The organism is Mycobacterium asiaticum (genome assembly GCF_001673365.1).
Classification (GTDB): domain Bacteria; phylum Actinomycetota; class Actinomycetes; order Mycobacteriales; family Mycobacteriaceae; genus Mycobacterium; species Mycobacterium asiaticum_A.
Window position 1 is genome coordinate 1 of sequence record NZ_LZLS01000094.1, and the last position, 15588, is coordinate 15588.

17 protein-coding genes are annotated in these 15588 nt (G+C 66.1%); 6 read left to right on the plus strand and 11 right to left on the minus strand.

The window, feature by feature from the left end; genetic code table 11:
• Positions 1-392 precede the first annotated feature (392 nt).
• Entirely contained in the window at positions 393-797 is a 405-nt protein-coding gene (locus tag A5634_RS10330) for a DUF3040 domain-containing protein (protein ID WP_065143953.1), read from the minus strand.
• A 283-nt stretch (positions 798-1080) separates the two neighbouring features.
• Between A5634_RS10330 and A5634_RS10335 the strand changes: the two genes are divergently transcribed.
• Together A5634_RS10335 and A5634_RS10340 are read left to right on the plus strand one after the other, a co-directional pair.
• The gene (locus tag A5634_RS10335; RefSeq protein WP_065143954.1) at positions 1081-1683 is read left to right on the plus strand and encodes a GNAT family N-acetyltransferase; all 603 of its coding nucleotides are present in this window, start codon (positions 1081-1083) and stop codon (positions 1681-1683) included.
• A gap of 134 nt (positions 1684-1817) precedes the next feature.
• A complete protein-coding gene (locus A5634_RS10340; RefSeq protein ID WP_065143955.1) occupies positions 1818-2468 on the plus strand; it encodes an LppM family (lipo)protein in 651 nt (216 codons plus the stop codon).
• Here the strand turns inward: A5634_RS10340 and A5634_RS10345 are convergent.
• A complete protein-coding gene (locus tag A5634_RS10345) occupies positions 2465-3361 on the minus strand; it encodes a mycobacterial-type methylenetetrahydrofolate reductase (protein ID WP_065143956.1) in 897 nt (298 codons plus the stop codon). The genes A5634_RS10340 and A5634_RS10345 overlap by 4 nt on opposite strands.
• Positions 3362-3543: 182 nt before the next feature.
• Here A5634_RS10345 and idsA2 point away from each other — a divergent pair, with 182 nt between their 5' ends.
• Positions 3544-4605, plus strand: coding sequence for a bifunctional (2E,6E)-farnesyl/geranyl diphosphate synthase (gene idsA2, locus A5634_RS10350; protein WP_065143957.1), 1062 nt, complete (start codon positions 3544-3546; stop codon positions 4603-4605).
• A 3-nt stretch (positions 4606-4608) separates the two neighbouring features.
• On the plus strand, positions 4609-6138 hold the full coding sequence (locus A5634_RS10355; protein ID WP_065143958.1) for an alpha-(1->6)-mannopyranosyltransferase A: 1530 nt from the start codon (positions 4609-4611) through the stop codon (positions 6136-6138).
• On the opposite strand, the gene A5634_RS10360 is transcribed toward A5634_RS10355, so the two are convergent.
• Positions 6125-6529, minus strand: a complete 405-nt coding sequence (locus tag A5634_RS10360) for an Rv2175c family DNA-binding protein (protein WP_065143959.1) — start codon at positions 6527-6529, stop codon at positions 6125-6127. The two genes, A5634_RS10355 and A5634_RS10360, sit on opposite strands and share 14 nt — an antisense overlap.
• A gap of 79 nt (positions 6530-6608) precedes the next feature.
• Between A5634_RS10360 and A5634_RS10365 the strand changes: the two genes are divergently transcribed.
• Complete coding sequence (locus tag A5634_RS10365) at positions 6609-7808, plus strand: protein kinase domain-containing protein (RefSeq protein WP_065143960.1); 1200 nt, start codon at positions 6609-6611, stop codon at positions 7806-7808.
• Between the two features lie 15 nt (positions 7809-7823).
• Here A5634_RS10365 and A5634_RS10370 read toward each other — a convergent pair whose 3' ends face one another.
• From A5634_RS10370 to A5634_RS10380, 3 genes are read right to left on the minus strand one after another with little or no spacing between them, the layout of a single operon-like run.
• The gene (locus A5634_RS10370) at positions 7824-9221 is read right to left on the minus strand and encodes a class II 3-deoxy-7-phosphoheptulonate synthase (RefSeq protein WP_065143961.1); all 1398 of its coding nucleotides are present in this window, start codon (positions 9219-9221) and stop codon (positions 7824-7826) included.
• A 23-nt stretch (positions 9222-9244) separates the two neighbouring features.
• Complete coding sequence (locus A5634_RS10375) at positions 9245-9739, minus strand: polyadenylate-specific 3'-exoribonuclease AS (RefSeq protein WP_065143962.1); 495 nt, start codon at positions 9737-9739, stop codon at positions 9245-9247.
• A gap of 9 nt (positions 9740-9748) precedes the next feature.
• Entirely contained in the window at positions 9749-10639 is an 891-nt protein-coding gene (locus A5634_RS10380) for a hypothetical protein (RefSeq protein WP_065143963.1), read from the minus strand.
• Between the two features lie 92 nt (positions 10640-10731).
• Between A5634_RS10380 and A5634_RS10385 the strand changes: the two genes are divergently transcribed.
• Complete coding sequence (locus A5634_RS10385; protein ID WP_065143964.1) at positions 10732-12009, plus strand: glycosyltransferase 87 family protein; 1278 nt, start codon at positions 10732-10734, stop codon at positions 12007-12009.
• A gap of 28 nt (positions 12010-12037) precedes the next feature.
• On the opposite strand, the gene A5634_RS10390 is transcribed toward A5634_RS10385, so the two are convergent.
• The 5 genes from A5634_RS10390 to A5634_RS10410 all read right to left on the minus strand — a co-directional run bounded on the left by A5634_RS10390 (position 12038) and on the right by A5634_RS10410 (position 15463).
• Positions 12038-12787, minus strand: coding sequence for a lysophospholipid acyltransferase family protein (locus A5634_RS10390; RefSeq protein ID WP_065143965.1), 750 nt, complete (start codon positions 12785-12787; stop codon positions 12038-12040).
• A gap of 87 nt (positions 12788-12874) precedes the next feature.
• On the minus strand, positions 12875-13270 hold the full coding sequence (locus A5634_RS10395) for a hypothetical protein (protein WP_065143977.1): 396 nt from the start codon (positions 13268-13270) through the stop codon (positions 12875-12877).
• The gene (locus tag A5634_RS10400; protein ID WP_081290339.1) at positions 13267-14526 is read right to left on the minus strand and encodes an ArsA family ATPase; all 1260 of its coding nucleotides are present in this window, start codon (positions 14524-14526) and stop codon (positions 13267-13269) included. Before A5634_RS10400 ends, A5634_RS10395 begins: the two co-directional genes overlap by 4 nt.
• Positions 14523-14957: an SRPBCC family protein gene (locus A5634_RS10405; RefSeq protein ID WP_065143967.1), complete on the minus strand. Its 435-nt coding sequence runs from the start codon at positions 14955-14957 to the stop codon at positions 14523-14525. The genes A5634_RS10400 and A5634_RS10405 overlap by 4 nt, the downstream gene beginning before the upstream one ends.
• Before the next feature lie 116 nt (positions 14958-15073).
• Positions 15074-15463 carry a polyketide cyclase / dehydrase and lipid transport gene (locus tag A5634_RS10410; protein WP_065143978.1) on the minus strand — a complete coding sequence of 130 codons (390 nt, stop codon included), beginning with the start codon at positions 15461-15463 and terminating at the stop codon, positions 15074-15076.
• Positions 15464-15588 lie beyond the last annotated feature (125 nt).

Here is a 15588-nt window from a genome sequence, read left to right on the forward strand (position 1 = left end):
CCGCACGGAGCCATCTCGTGGCCATCCCGTGTCGCTTTCGTAGTGCAGTCGTGTCCGCATAGCCCCCACTGCGCCCCAAAAATCGCCCTTCCGCGCGTCACGACGCGGCGTTTACCCACCACCGGACTGACGACCAGGCTGTTCGTCGATCCGCACCGGCCGCCCGGGGGAAATAAAAGCGCAGCTCACGGGCACAAACATGGCCGGGCACGGCAAGTGGGGCGCAGTGGGGGCTCTGCGGACACGACTGCACTACGAAAGCGACACGGGATGGCCACGAGATGGCTCCGTGCGGCCCGGCGCGCGTGTCGCAAGGCGCTACGTCTGCGATCGTGGCGGGACGAAAAACGGGGCAGCCGGCTGGCTACCCCGTCATCTCGTAAGGCGTTGACTCACTCGTCGAAGCGACGGCGGAACCGATCCTCCATGCGACTGGTGAACGAACCGCCGGAGCCCTTGCCGCGACGCTGCCGTGCCGCACCCGCCGACGAACCGCCGTGATCCGGCTTGCCCGTCAGGCGCCGCCCGGTGACGGCGTACACGACGCCGCCGAACATCACGACGAATCCGATCACACTGAGGATCGGGAAACTTCCGATCATGGTGGCCTTGAATGCCACGCCGGAGACCAGCATGCCCAACCCGACGACGAACAACGCCGTGCCTTGCAGGCGCCGCCGTGCAGTCGGCGCACGGAGACCGCCACCTCGAACGCTCGACGCGAACTTGGGATCCTCGGCATAGAGAGCGCTCTCGATCTGATCGAGCATTCGCTGCTCATGATCGGAGAGTGGCATTCGTCCCTCCTTGCCGACAAACTGTCACGTAGCCAATCGATAGCACGCGCATGCCCAATTGTTAGAGCAATTAACCCCAATGATACGAGGTCAATCTGCGCCGTACCACTGATTCGCAGGCGATTCTATCGCGGCCGCAACGCCGCGACACGATCGGAGGCGACAGTCGCCCGGTGCAACCCGTCACATCCGCGGCAGCGGTTAGCCGCCCGTTGATCCGAGAAGGCCGCGTCCGATACTGGAACCGCCCAATAGTCAGAGACGATGAGGAGGACACCGCGAGTTGGCGATATTCCTCGTCGATTTGCCGCCGAAAGAAATGGAGCGCCGCCTCAGCGACGCCCTGAGCGTCTACGTCGACGCTATGCGCTACCCACGGGGCACCGAGAACCAGCGCGCCGCGATGTGGCTGGAACACACCCGCCGGCGCGGATGGAAAGCGGTGGCCGCCGTCGAGGTGGCGACCGACGAAGCCTCCCAGTGCCCGCCGTCGACCGAGCTCGCCGACGCACCGCTGGTCGGCATTGCCTACGGCTATCCGGGAGCACCCGGGCAATGGTGGCAGCAACAAGTCGTCTTGGGGTTGCAGCGCAGCGGGTTTCCACCCCCAGCCATCGACAAGCTGATGGCCAGTTACTTCGAGTTGACCGAGTTGCACATCCTTCCGCGCGTCCAGGGCCGCGGCCTCGGCGAGGCGCTGGCCCGTCGCCTGCTCTCGGACCGTGCCGAAGCAAATGTCCTGCTCTCCACTCCCGAAACCAACGGAGAGGCCAACCGGGCGTGGCGGCTTTATCGCCGGTTGGGGTTCACCGACGTCATCCGCAGCTACTACTTCGCCGGGGATCCGCGCGCGTTCGCCATCCTGGGCCGCGCCTTGCCGCTCTAACGGGACGGGTCTAACGGGACGGGCACGTCGGCGCGACGGGCCGCGTCTGGCACGATGACCTGGTGCGTGCCAGCTCTGCCCCACTACTTACCAGAGGACTCACTGCACGGCGACGCCGCGCGCTGGCCATCCTGATGCTGTTCATGCTGGTGCCGCTGGCCACCGGATGCCTGCGGGTGCGGGCCTCGATCACGATCTCACCGGAAGACCTGGTGTCGGGCGAGATCATCGCCGCCGCAAAACCCAAGAACAACAAGGACACCGGGCCGCAGCTGGATACCAATCTGCCGTTCAGTCAGAAGGTCGCCGTCTCCAACTACGACAGTGACGGCTACGTCGGGTCCCAGGCGGTGTTCTCCGACCTGACCTTCGCCGAGCTACCTCAGCTTGCGCACATGAATCCCGACGCCGCCGGGGTGAACCTGTCGCTGCGCCGCAACGGCAACCTGGTGATCCTGGAAGGCCGGGCCGATTTGACCTCGCTAACCGACACCGAGGCCGACGTCGAACTGACCGTCGCCTTCCCCGGCACCGTCACGTCTACCAACGGCGACCGGATCGAGCCCGAGGTCGTGCAGTGGAAGCTGAAACCTGGCGTGGTGAGCACCATGAGCGCCCAAGCGCGCTACACCGACCCCAACACCCGGTCGTTCACCGGCGCGGGCATCTGGCTGGGCATCGCGTCGTTCGCGGTCGCCGGGGTTGTGGCGGCACTCGCCTGGGCCAGCCGGGACCGCTCCCCCCGCTTCACCACCACGCCCACCGATCAGTCGTCCGGGAGCTAACCGCTCGCAGTCGGCGCCCAGTAGGCGAGCATCTCGGCAAAAGTTTCGAAGGCGGGCCCGGAAACTCCGTACGTCGCCTCGAAATGGATGCTCAACGGAAAGCCGAGATCGGCCACACCGTCGATCACCCGCTGGTACAGCTCGACCAACAGCCGGCGCTTGTGCGCCGGCTCGCTGCCCGCCAGCGTCTTGACGAACTCCTGCTCGTCGGCCACCGCCGCATTACCCGGGTCCTGGATCAGCCAATTGATCAGGCCGACTTTGGTTTCCATCTTCGGCACGAAACCGAACGACAACAGAATCTCGGGCCGGTGATCGGTTTCTTTGGCGAAGTCGGCCAGAAAGCCGACAATCGCCTCGGAATACAGCAACTGCGTCATGCCGTAGGTGGCGCCCTGGTTGCACTTGAAGTTGAAGCGGCCTTGTTCGCCCTCCCGGGTCGGGATCACGATCACGCCGCGGTTGGCCACCGCGTCGCGGTAGATCGACAACGCGTCGGTGGGTGCGACGCCGGAGCCTTCGCCGTCGTTCATGGTGCGCGGCACCCCGACGAAAACCACACCCTCCATCCCGGAGTTGGTCAGCGCGGCCAGCCTCTTGTCCAGGGTCGGCTCGTCGAGAAACGCGGTGACCTGCGTGCACAAACCGTTGATGCCCGGCAACTCCGGTTTGATGATCGACCAGAAGTCCAGCACGTCCAGCTTGGGCTTCATCGGCACCGGGCGGTCGTCGTCCTCGGCGATCATGCCCGGGATCATCACGTGCCGGATGCGGCCGTCGAGACCGGACTCTGCCGAGTACCGCACCACTTTCTGCGCGTCTTCTGCTGCCTTTTCCTGACCCCCGTCGACGTTGGGCGGCACCAGCTCAAGCGCGATGGTGTTGAGCGTCACTCGGTTCCTCTTCCATAGATTGATGACGGCCCGGTCGCGCTGCGCCGCGCAACCCCCCCGGTGACGGGCCACCACGACAGCATAGGGGCGACCGGTCGGGGCGCCGCATACACTTGTCGGGCCAGAGGCATGCCGAGCAGAAAGGGGCTGCGCTGAGCCTGAAAGCATCGGCAGCCGACGAGGTGGCCAGCGCCGTCACCGACCAACTGCGACGGTATCTGCACGAACGTCGCAGCGAATCGGGCTACCTAGGTAGCGACCACGACGTGCTGACCCGCTGGCTCGAAGAGTTCGTCCTGGGCGGCGGCAAGCGGATGCGACCGGTCTTTGCCTTCTGGGGCTGGGATGCGGTGACGACGAGGCCACCCGATGAAGACGCGTTGCTGCTGTTCTCGGCGCTGGAGATGCTGCACGCCTTCGCTCTGATCCACGACGACGTCATCGACGCCTCGGCCACGCGGCGCGGCCAACCGACCGCGCACATGCATTTCGCGGCCCTGCACCGCGACCATCAGTGGCGGGGCGCACCGGAACAATTCGGCATTTCGGCGGCAATCCTGGTCGGCGACATCGCACACGCGTGGGCCAACGACATCGTCTCGCGGGCCGTGTTGTCCGAAGATGCCCGGCGGCGCGTGGAACGGGTTTGGTCTGACATCCGCACCGAGGTGCTCGGCGGGCAGTATCTGGACATCATCGCCGAGGCCTCGATACCGGCTTCGTCTGCCGAAGCGGTCGAGGCGGCAATGACCGTCGCCACCTTCAAGACCGCCAGCTACACGGTGTCGCGGCCGTTGCAACTCGGCGCCGCGGCCGCCGCCGACCGACCAGACGTGCTGGCCGCCTTCGCACAATTCGGGACCGATTTGGGGGTGGCTTTCCAACTGCGCGACGACGTCCTGGGCGTGTTCGGCGACCCATCGGTGACCGGTAAGCCGTCCGGCGACGACCTGCGGTCCGGCAAGCGCACGGTGCTGCTGGCCGAGGCCACCCGGTTGGCCGACGAATCGGATCCATTGGCAGCCAACAAGTTACGAACGTTGGTCGGCACTGACCTGACGGATGACGGGGTGCGCGAACTGCGCGCGGTGATCGAGGGGGTGGGCGCACTGGCCGCCGCGGAGAACCGGATCGACGAACTAACCCAGCGGGCGCTGGCCACGCTGGCGGCGGCACCCATCAATGCGACGGCCAAATCCGGCCTGTCCGAGTTGGCCCGCATGGCCACCGACCGGACGGCCTGAGCCATGACCACACCGGTAGCCGACACCACAACCAAAGAATCTGTCGGACAACGTCTTTCCCGACTACGTGCGTTCGCTACAAGCCCGGCCGGCGGCCCCGCCCGACTGGGTTTCGTGGGCGCGGTGCTGATTACCGCGGGCGGCCTCGGGGCCGGTAGCACGCGCCAGCACGACCCGTTGCTCGAGTCGACACACTTGTCCTGGCTGCGCTTCGGCCACGGCCTGGTCCTGGGTTCGATACTGCTGTGGCTGGGCGTGGGCCTGATGCTGATCGCCTGGCTGCAATTGGGGCGGCGTTGCCTGGCCGGTGAATCCAGCGAGTTCACCATGCGGGCCACCACCGCGTTCTGGCTGGCGCCGCTGCTGCTGTCCGTGCCGGTGTTCAGCCGCGACACCTACTCGTATCTGGCTCAGGGCGCACTGTTGCGCGACGGGTTGGATCCGTACGCGGTTGGCCCGGTGGGCAATCCGAACCCACTGCTGGACGACGTGAGTCCGATCTGGACGATCACCACCGCGCCCTACGGTCCGGCGTTCATATTGGTTGCCAAGCTGGTGACAATGCTCGTCGGCAACAACGTGGTCGCCGGCACCATGCTGCTGCGCCTGTGCATGCTGCCCGGGCTGGCGCTGCTGATCTGGGCCGCGCCGCGGCTGGCGCATCACCTGGGCACCGACGGCGCCAAGGCATTGTGGATCTGCGTTCTCAACCCGTTGGTGCTTATCCATTTGATGGGCGGGGTGCACAACGAGATGCTGATGGTCGGCCTGATGACGGCCGGTATCGCGCTGACCCTGCAACGTCACCACGTCGCGGGGATCACGGTGCTCACCATCGCGATCGCGGTCAAGGCCACCGCCGGCCTCGCGCTGCCATTCCTGTTCTGGGTATGGATGCGCCATCTGCGCGAAGACAGAGGCTGGCGGACCGTGCGCGCGTTCCTGGTCGCCGCGCTGGCGTCGCTGGTCATCTGTGTGGCGGTGTTCGCGGTACTGTCGCTGGTCGCCGGGGTCGGGCTGGGCTGGCTGACCGCATTGGCGGGTTCGGTCAAGATCATCAACTGGCTGACCGTGCCCACGGCCGCAGCGAATCTGATTCACGCGCTGACCAGCAGCTTCTTCGGCGTGCAGTTCTACACAGTGCTGCGGATCACCAGGCTGATCGGCATCCTGGTCATCCTGGTGTCGCTGCCGCTGCTCTGGTGGCGCTTCCGTCGCGACGACCGGGCCGCGCTGACCGGCATCGTCGCGGCGATGCTGATCGTGGTGCTGTTCGTGCCCGCCGCGCTGCCTTGGTACTACTCCTGGCCGCTGGCGGTGCTGGCCCCGCTGGCCCAGTCACGCCGCGCGATGGCCGCCATTGCCGGGTTCTCCACCTGGATCATGGTGATCTTCAAACCCGATGGATCGCACGGGATGTACTCCTGGCTTCACGTGGGGCTGGCAACCGCCTTCGCGGCGGTGGCCTGGTATTCGCTGCGGCGCGAACCTGTCGCTGATACGACCGCTGATCAGCCCGCTAATAAGCCATAGCTTGGGCGCGACGTACCACCTCACGGGCCTGATGCGCGTGCAGCGCGTCGACCGGGCGGGCGTTAGCCAAAGCGTCGCGCGAACCGTCCCGGGTCACCGTCAACGACGGGTCCCGGGTGAACAGCCAGCGCACGATCTCGGTCTCGTGGTAGCCGCCGTCGTGCAGGATCGTCAACAAACCCGGCAGGCTCTTGACCACTTGGCCGGTATTGGTGAAGAACATTTGGGGCACCACCACCCCGCCGGCGCGGCGCACCGCAACCAGGTGGCCTTCGCGTAGCTGTTGTTGCACCTTGCTCACGGGTATGCCGAGCAGTTCAGCGACCCGAGGCAGGTCATAGGTTGGCTCGTCGGGTTCTAGAACATCGTCGCCGGCCGGAATGCTGCCCACCGGGTCAGTCTAGAACTTGGCAGGCGCTCTTAGTGCACGTTCTGCTGCCGTATTGCGTTGTCCACCTACGATTGCCTCCGTGGTTGAAGCAGACCCGTTGGCGGGCGCCGTGCTGGACGGCCGCTATCTGGTGCAGGCCAAGATTGCCAGCGGCGGCACGTCCACGGTCTACCGCGGGGTGGACACCCGCCTCGATCGACCGGTGGCGCTGAAGGTGATGGACTCTCGTTATGCCGATGACCAGCAGTTTCTGACCAGATTTCAGCTCGAGGCGCGCACCGTCGCCCGGTTGAAGCACGAAGGGTTGGTCGCGGTCTACGACCAGGGCCGCGATGGCCGGTATCCGTTTCTGGTGATGGAACTGATCGAGGGCGGGACGCTGCGTGAGCTGCTCGCCGAGCGGGGGCCGATGCCGCCGCATGCCGTGGCCGCGGTGCTGCGGCCGGTGTTGGGCGGGTTGTCCGCCGCGCACCGAGCCGGCCTGGTGCACCGCGACATCAAGCCCGAGAACGTGCTGATTTCTGACGACGGCGAGGTCAAGATCGCCGATTTCGGGTTGGTCCGGGCCGTCGCGGCCGCCGGAATCACCTCGGCCAGCGTCATCCTGGGCACCGCGGCCTACCTGTCGCCCGAGCAAGTGCGCGACGGCAATGCCGGTCCGCGCAGTGACGTCTACTCGGCGGGAATCCTCACCTACGAGTTGCTGACCGGCCTCGCCCCGTTCACCGGCGACACCGCGCTGTCAATCGCCTACCAGCGTCTAGATGCCGATGTACCACCGCCCAGCGCCGTAATCGACGGCGTGCCAACCCAATTCGATGACTTCGTGGCGTGCGCAACAGCCCGCGACCCGGGGCAACGCTACGCTGACGCCATCGAGATGGCCGCTGACGTGGAGGCGATCGTAGAGGAACTGGGGTTGCCCGACTTCCGGGTGCCGGCGCCGCGAAACTCGGCTCAGCACCGGGCGCTTCAACAAAGCCGAATGACGCAGCGTCCACCAGAGGCGCCGGTTCGTCACCCCACCCGGGCGCTGGCCCGCGAGCCTGATTCCAAGCCGGTCGCGCCGGATCCCGGCGACTTCGACAACGCCTTCGACGCTGAGGACGCCGCGCCCGAACCAGACCAGTTCGCCGGTATTCCGCTCGACGAGTTCGCCTGGGAACGGCAGCGCAGCCGGCGGATGGTGCTGATCTGGGTCGCCGTCGTGCTGACGCTCACCGGACTGGTCGCTACCGCAGGATGGACGATCGGCGTCCACTTGAGCGGCTTGCTCTAACGGGCGCCCGCGCGCTCAGTCGCGCAGCATCTCCGCAACCAAAAACGCCAACTCCAGCGACTGCTGGGTGTTGAGCCGCGGATCGCACGTCGTCTCGTAGCGTCCCGACAGATCAGCGTCGGAGATGTCCTGGGCGCCCCCGAGACATTCGGTGACGTTCTCACCGGTGATCTCTACATGGATGCCGCCGGGATGGGTGCCCAGCGCACGGTGCACCTCGAAGAAGCCCTGCACCTCGTCGACGATGCGATCGAAGTGGCGGGTCTTGTAGCCCGTCGAGGACTCGTGGGTGTTGCCGTGCATCGGGTCGCACTGCCAGATCACCTGGTGGCCGGTGGCCTGGACCTTTTCGATGATCGGCGGCAGCACGTCGCGCACCTTGCCGTTGCCCAGCCTGCTGACCAGGGTCAGCCGGCCCGGCTTGTTGTGCGGGTCGAGGCGCTCGACGTATTCGACGGCGAGTTCCGGGGTCATGGTGGGTCCGATTTTGACGCCGATCGGGTTCGCGATCACCTCGGCGAACGCGACGTGCGCGCCGTCGAGTTGGCGGGTCCGTTCGCCGATCCAGACGGTGTGCGCCGATAGGTCGTAGAGCTGCGGCTGTCCGTCTTCGACATCGGGGTCCTCAGCCAGACGCAGCATGGAGCGCTCGTAGTCGAGCACCAAAGCCTCATGGCTGGCGTAGATTTCGGCGGTCTGCAGGTTGCGGTCGGCCACCCCGCAGGCGCTCATGAACCGCAGGGCGCGATCGATCTCGGCGGCCAGGGCTTCGTATCGCGCACCGGCCGGCGAGGTCCGGACAAACTCGCGGTTCCAGTCGTGCGCCAAATGCAGCGACGAGAAGCCCGACGACGTCAAGGCGCGAACCAGGTTCATCGCGGCGCTGGCGTTGGCGTAGGCACGCACCAGCCGCGACGGGTCGTGCGCACGGATCCCGGCGTCCGGGGCGAAGCCGTTGATCATGTCGCCGCGGTAGGACTTCAGCCCCAGTGCGTCGATGTCGGCCGACCGTGGCTTGGCGTACTGGCCGGCGATGCGGGCCACCTTGACCACCGGCAGGCTCGCGCCGTAGGTCAGCACCACCGCCATCTGCAGCAGGGTGCGGATGTTGCCACGGATGTGGGGTTCGGTGTTGTCGGTGAACGTCTCGGCGCAGTCGCCGCCCTGCAGCAGGAACGCCTCTCCATTGGCCACCTGGGCGAGCTGCTCCTGCAGCCGGACGATCTCCGACGGGACGGTGACCGGGGGCACGCTCTCGAGCACCTTGCGCATCGCCGCCGCCTGGTCGACGTCCCAGCTGGGCTGCTGGGCGGCCGGCTTGGCCAGTGCGGCGTCCAGCTGCGCCCGCAGATCGGCGGGCAGCGGCGGCAACGGCGGCAGCTGGTCGATCGGAATGTCGACGGTCCAGTTCATCGGTCTATCGTAACTGTGCGCGTTTACTGCTGATCAGGGCGAACGGACGTGATAATGCGGAAGCGATGCAGCTGATCACGCGCGTCGACCAAGGCGTCGTGTACGTCACGTGACCGCGGTGGCAGCTGCGGGCAGCCCCGGTCCTCCCACAGTTGCCGCAGTTCCCTGGTGAATCTGGGGATCGCCTTGGGCAGACTCGGCATCGGTCCCCACAGCTGACAAAGCACGACGTGGTCATAAGCAGCCACCCAGGCCCACAGTTCGATGGGCTCCGAGCCGTTCACGCCCAGGAACTCTTCCAAGTCGGCGCGGATCTGCCTGCGTGGGCGCCACAGCTTCGACGCCGGCGACGGCAGCTTCGGCAGCACATGGGCGCGTACCCAGCTGCCGGCTTGGGCGGGATCGAATTCGGTGGATACCGCGTAGTACTCGCGACCGTCCTCGGCGACCACACCGATCGAGATCAGCTCGATGGTGCGGCCGTCCTCGATGAACTCGGTGTCGTAGAAATACCGCACCGCCGCAGCTTAGTGCGGCTCGCCCTGAGGAAGTGACCCGCTGATCAGGATGGGCCCGGTGCCCTCCGGTGGCGGCGCGGCGTGCACGTCGAGATCGAGCTGCGCGTCCACGACGCGTTCGTCGGGCAGCCGCGGGATCCCGGCTATCGTGCCCTGCAGCCACAGCTTGGCCCGCACCACCGGACGCCGCCACCTGCGCTCGCGCGCCAGTGCGCGGCGCATCTTGGCCGGCCTCGTCGTGTAGCGCCAGCGCGCCCACGGCGCGTGCGGACGGGACAATCGGATCGCGCCGATGATCAGCAGCACCACGATGAACATGCCGAGCAGACCGGTCCACACCTTGCCCTTGAGCAGCACGATCACCGCCAGTGGCAGCGTCAGCACCAACCCGCCGACCAGCGTGCTTTGCAGCACCACCCACCCGCCGTCGTGCCGGATCGGCAGGATGAACATCAGCGGATGCAGGCCCAGCATCAACAGACCGGCAACGGCCACCGCGGCAAAGACCGCGTCGACAGAGCTGCGGCCGTCTTCTTCCCAATAGACATCGGACAAGTGCAGGATCAGGGCGTATTCGTCGAGCACCAATGCCGCGCCGATCCCGAAAAGTACCGCGGCCAAGGTGAGCTGGGGCTGTTGCCCGTTAACCGCCAGGGTCACCAGGGTCAACCCGGACAGCATCACCAGCACCACCCCGAACGTCACGTGGTGGATGTGCACGGTCCCGACGTGCACGTTGCGGGGCTGCCACCAGCGTGCCGGTCGGCCGCGGTCGCCGCGATGACGGATGAAACGCACGCAAGACCGTGTGACGAAGAAAGTCAGGATGAAGGCCACCAGACAACACAACAGCGGCAGCCGGCCGTGGTCGATGATGTCGTGCTGCAGCCAATGGTGCACCCCAAAAAAGCTACGCCCGCGGACGCGCCGGGCGCCGGAAGCCGCGCTGTCCGGCCAAAACACCGCGCGATAACGATTAGTCTGTTTCTGACATGAGTAAATGGCAGTCGCCCGGGGTGGGCAGTCGACTCGGGCGGGTTTCGCTATGGTGCCTGCTCTGGCTGCTGGCAGCCGTGGCGATGGGCTACACGTGCTGGCAGCTTTTCGGGCACATTCCCTACCGGATCGACATCGACGTCTACCAGATGGGCGGTCAGGCCTGGCTGGACGGGCGGCCGCTGTACACCGGAAATGTGTTGTTCCACACACCCATCGTGGATCTTCCGTTCACCTATCCGCCGTTGGCCGCCATCGCCTTCAGCCCGTTCGCGTGGATGGGCATGCCGGTCGCCAGCGTCGCGATAACGGCGTTGACGCTGGTGGTCCTTCTGGTGTCGACGACGATCGTGCTGAGCCGGCTGGACGTGTGGCCCGACTCCGAGAGCCTGCCCGGGCCGGCCTGGCTGCGCCGGCTGTGGCTGGCCGTGGTCATCGTCGCGCCGGCCTCGATCTGGCTCGAACCCATCAGCTCCAACTTTGCGTTCGGGCAGATCAACGCGATCCTGATGACTTTGGTTATCGCGGACTGCTTCCCGCGTCGCACCCCGTGGCCCCGCGGTGTGCTGCTCGGCTTGGGTATCGCGCTCAAGCTCACACCTGCAGTGTTTTTGCTCTACTTCCTGCTGCGACGGGACAGGCGCGCCGCGTGGGTATCGGTGGCCACTTTCGCGGGTGCGACGCTGATCGGATTCGCGCTGGCCTGGCGCGACTCCTGGGAGTACTGGACGCGCACACTCCACCACACCGACCGCATCGGCGAAGCGGCGTTGAACACCGACCAGAACATCGCGGGTTCGCTCGCCCGGTTGGGTCTGGACCAGCACGAACGTTTCCCGCTCTGGGTGCTCGCTTGCCTGCTGGTGCTGGCGGCGACCATCTGGGCGATGCGGCGCGTGCTGCGGGCTGGCGAGCCGACGCTGGCGGTGATCTGCGTTGCCCTGTTCGGACTGGTGGTGTCGCCGGTCTCGTGGTCACACCACTGGGTGTGGATGTTGCCCACCGTCCTGGTGACGGGTGTCCTGGCCTGGCGGCGTCGCAACGCCGCGCTGGGCGTGGTCAGCACCGTAGGGCTGGTGCTGATGCGCTGGTCGCCGATCGACCTGTTGCCCAAGCATCACGAGACGACGGCGGCCTGGTGGCGACAACTGCTGGGAATGTCCTATGTGTGGTGGGCGCTGGCGGTCATCGTCGTCGCCGGCATCACCGTCACCGCTGCGCTGGCGCCCAACCGCTCGACGCCACGTGAGCGCACTCCGGTAGCGGCCGCCTGAGCGTAAGCGGCCGGGCTAACCGGTCTGGCTAACCGGCTTGGGTCTCGGGGATCCGCGCGGCATCGGAAGAGTCCGATTCAGAACCGTCGTCGTCGGCGTCGCCCGCACTGCCGTCCTTAACGCTGGCGGCGTAGATGTCGACGTACTCCTGCTCCGACAGACCCATCAGCTCGTACATCACCTCGTCGATGACGGCCCGCTCGATGAAGTGGTTGCCGGCCAAGCCGTCGAACCGGGAGAAGTCCATCGGCTTACCGAACCGAACAGTGACGCGTCCGAAGCGCAACCTGGTGGTGCCGGGCGGGTTGACCACGTTGGTGCCGATCATCGCCACCGGGATCACCGGGACTCCCGTCTGCAGGGCGAGCCGGGCCAGCCCGGTCTTGCCCTTGTAGAGCCGGCCGTCGGGTGAGCGGGTGCCTTCGGGGTACATTCCCAGCACTTTGCCCTGGCCCAGTAACCGCTCGGCGGTCTCGAGCGCAGCCTGAGCGGCCTCGGCGTCGGTGCGGTCGATCGGGACCTGGCCGACGGCCGTGTAGAACCAGCGATTGAACCAGCCCTTGAGCCCAGTACCGGTGAAGTATTCGGATTTGGCGAGAAACGTAATCCGGCGCCGCACCACCAACGGCAGGAAGAAACTGTCCATCACGGCCAAGTGGTTGCTGGCCAGGATCACCGGGCCAGAACTTGGAATGTGTTGCAGCCCTTCGACTTTGGGACGACCAAGCAAGGACAGCAATGGACCCAGGAGGACATACTTAAATAGGTAGTACCACATGGCCCTCCCTCTCGCCGAACGCCTGATGGCGTCTGCGCCACAACTTTACCCACCCCCGATAACTCCGACCACTGTCGAACGGGCGGCTCACTCCTGCACGGTGATGGGGATGGCCTGGTAACCCGTCTTCGCGGCGCCGTTGCCGTTGGTGCGGTCGGTGGGCGGCTCGTCGGTGGTCGGGTCGCCGTCCGGCGGGTCGTCCTCCGGCGGCGGCACCGCCGACCGATCGATGTCTTCGACGATAGCCTTGACCACTTCCAGCAGTGCCACGCTGTGATCGGCGATGACGGTCACCAACGGGTGCTGCTCACCGTTGATCGCCGCGGCCAGCGCACATACCGGGCACCAGACCTGCTGGCACTTGCCCGCCGTACCGCTTGCCGCCATGCTGGCTGCGGCCCGCACCGCGGGGTCGATGCCGTCCAGAATTGCCTGCGCCAGTCTGCGCAGCTCCGGACCGACGTCGGTATGAGCCTTACTCACTTCGGCCATACCTCCGGATCGGGTTGAAAACGAACGGTCAGCTCACTCCCCCGTAGCTGCGCGTCCAGCACCGTACACCGCCGCAGCACCGACGCCAACCTGACCCGACGCCGCACGCTGCCCGCGCTGATGACCAGGTCGTCGTCCGAGCGGCCCAGTGCCAGCGTTCGGGGATCGAGTTGCGGCAACGCCAACCTCATCCGGTACACCGACTCGAGCCCCGACCCGGATTCCAGGTCGACGATCGGGCGCAGCGGGCCGGGCGGGTCGGCACCGCGGCGACGGCGGGCGCTGTCGAGCAGGTCGCCCAGGGCTTTCGGGCCGATCGGCTCGCCCGCCTGGTGTGGGACCAGTACCAACGCGACGTCGCCGATGGTGTGGTCGAGTTCTTCCAGCACCGCACGTTGCTCGGAGATGCGTTCGGCGTACCAGTAGAACGCCGGATGGTCGGGCAGGCTGGCGTATTCGTAGGTCTCATCGCGGACCAGAACCTGGTTGACGAGCAGTTCCTCGATCCGCACTCCCATCAGCGCCAACGACCCCATCGTGCGGGCGGCCTCGGCGGCGACCACCCGTTCGGGCGTTAGCACCAGGTGGGCACTGACCAGGTCGCCATCGGTGAGCAAGGAGTTGAGTTGATCGACGCCGGCGCTGGTGCGTTCCAACAGTCCCACCACCGCCGCCGACCGACTGTCGTCGGTGCCGATGCTCAACCTGCGGTGCCGCGGCCACGCCCGTTCGACATACAGCGCGAAGGTGGCGGGCAGGGTCAGCATGCGCAGCGCGTCGGCGGTCGAGGCGCAGTCGACCACGACGCGATCCCATCGACCCGATGTCGCGAGTTCGGCCACGGCGTGCAACCCGAGCACTTCCTGGATCCCGGGCAGCGCCGAAAGCTCTTCGGGGGCAATGCGACTCAAGTCCGACTCGGAAAAACGCGCGTCTAGCGCCTCGACTACCGCGCGCCACCTGTCCTCGAGCAGGGCCAGCGTGTCCAGCGCCAGAGCGTCCAGAAAGCCGCCGGTTTCCAGATTATCGGCGGACACCCGCACGACTTCGCCTCGACCGTTCGGCGGGACCGGGACACCGAGAACGTCGCCCAGCGAGTGCGCTTGGTCGGTGGATACGACGAGCACGCGCTGACCACCGCTGGCATCACAAACCGCGGTCGCAGACGCCAGGGTGGACTTTCCTACCCCGCCTTTACCAACGAAAAGACTGATCCGGGCCGGGGTCGGCGCGACGGAATCACTCAGCCCTCGACTCGTTTCTTCAGATCCTTCAATGCGCCGTCGATCAGCCTGCGTTCGGCTTTGCGCTTGAGCATCCCGATCATCGGCACGGCCAGATCGACCGCCAACTCATAGGTGACCTCGGTACCGGATCCCTTGGGGGCCAAGATGTATGACCCCTCGAGCGACTTGAGTAGCGAGCTGGACTCCAGCGTCCAACTCAGCGACTGACGGTCGGCCGGCCACTCGTAGTTCATGATCAAGGTGTCCTTGAAGATGGTCGCGTCCATCAACATACGCGCCTTTTTCGGGTAGCCGTCGCTGTCAGCCTCGAGAACTTCGACTTCCTTGTACTCATTGATCCAGTCCGGGTAGGACTCGATGTCGGCGATCGCCTTCATCACCTCAGCTGGGTCCGCGTCGATGTAGATCGTCTGATTCGTCTTGTCCGCCACCTGGCTGCTTCCCTTTCCCCGCTAGCGCGGGTCGGCCCGATCATCGGGGAGTGCCCCAAACTCCCCGGCAGAAACGGTACTCGTTCCGGCCAAGGCTGATGCCAACCTCGACCCGGTTAAACTACCGGAGAAACGCCGACCGGACGTGCCGCTTCCAGGGTCGTTTTCACCTCGAACGCCATTTTTTTGCCTGCCACCCGGCGACGGTGCGTCAGTTTGGCCAGGTTCAGCTTCGCGAGTCCTTCGCCGGACACGCCGGTGGGTTCCGCGTGCAGAAAATAGTGCAGCACCACCCCGTCCATCGACGGTTCCAGCCAGACTTCCATGGTGCCGGTCAAGGGGCCGCTGATCGTCCACCGGATTCCCTTGTCGCCACGATCTTCGGTGACCTGCAGCCGAAGATCGGGCCACCACCGGCTCCACTTCGATCGATCCGCGATAGCGGCCCCAACCAGTGCGCCGCTGGCGGCCACATATGTCTCGTCGGCGATCTGGATGCTGCTCATGGCCTCAGCTTCACATATCCGCTCGGTGAGGCCGTTGCGACCCCACGACGTCCCGGCAATACCGACGAGACTCATCTCAGTGCTGGGTGAATACCGCACTAGGCTGGTTGCCAGCAACCCGCGCA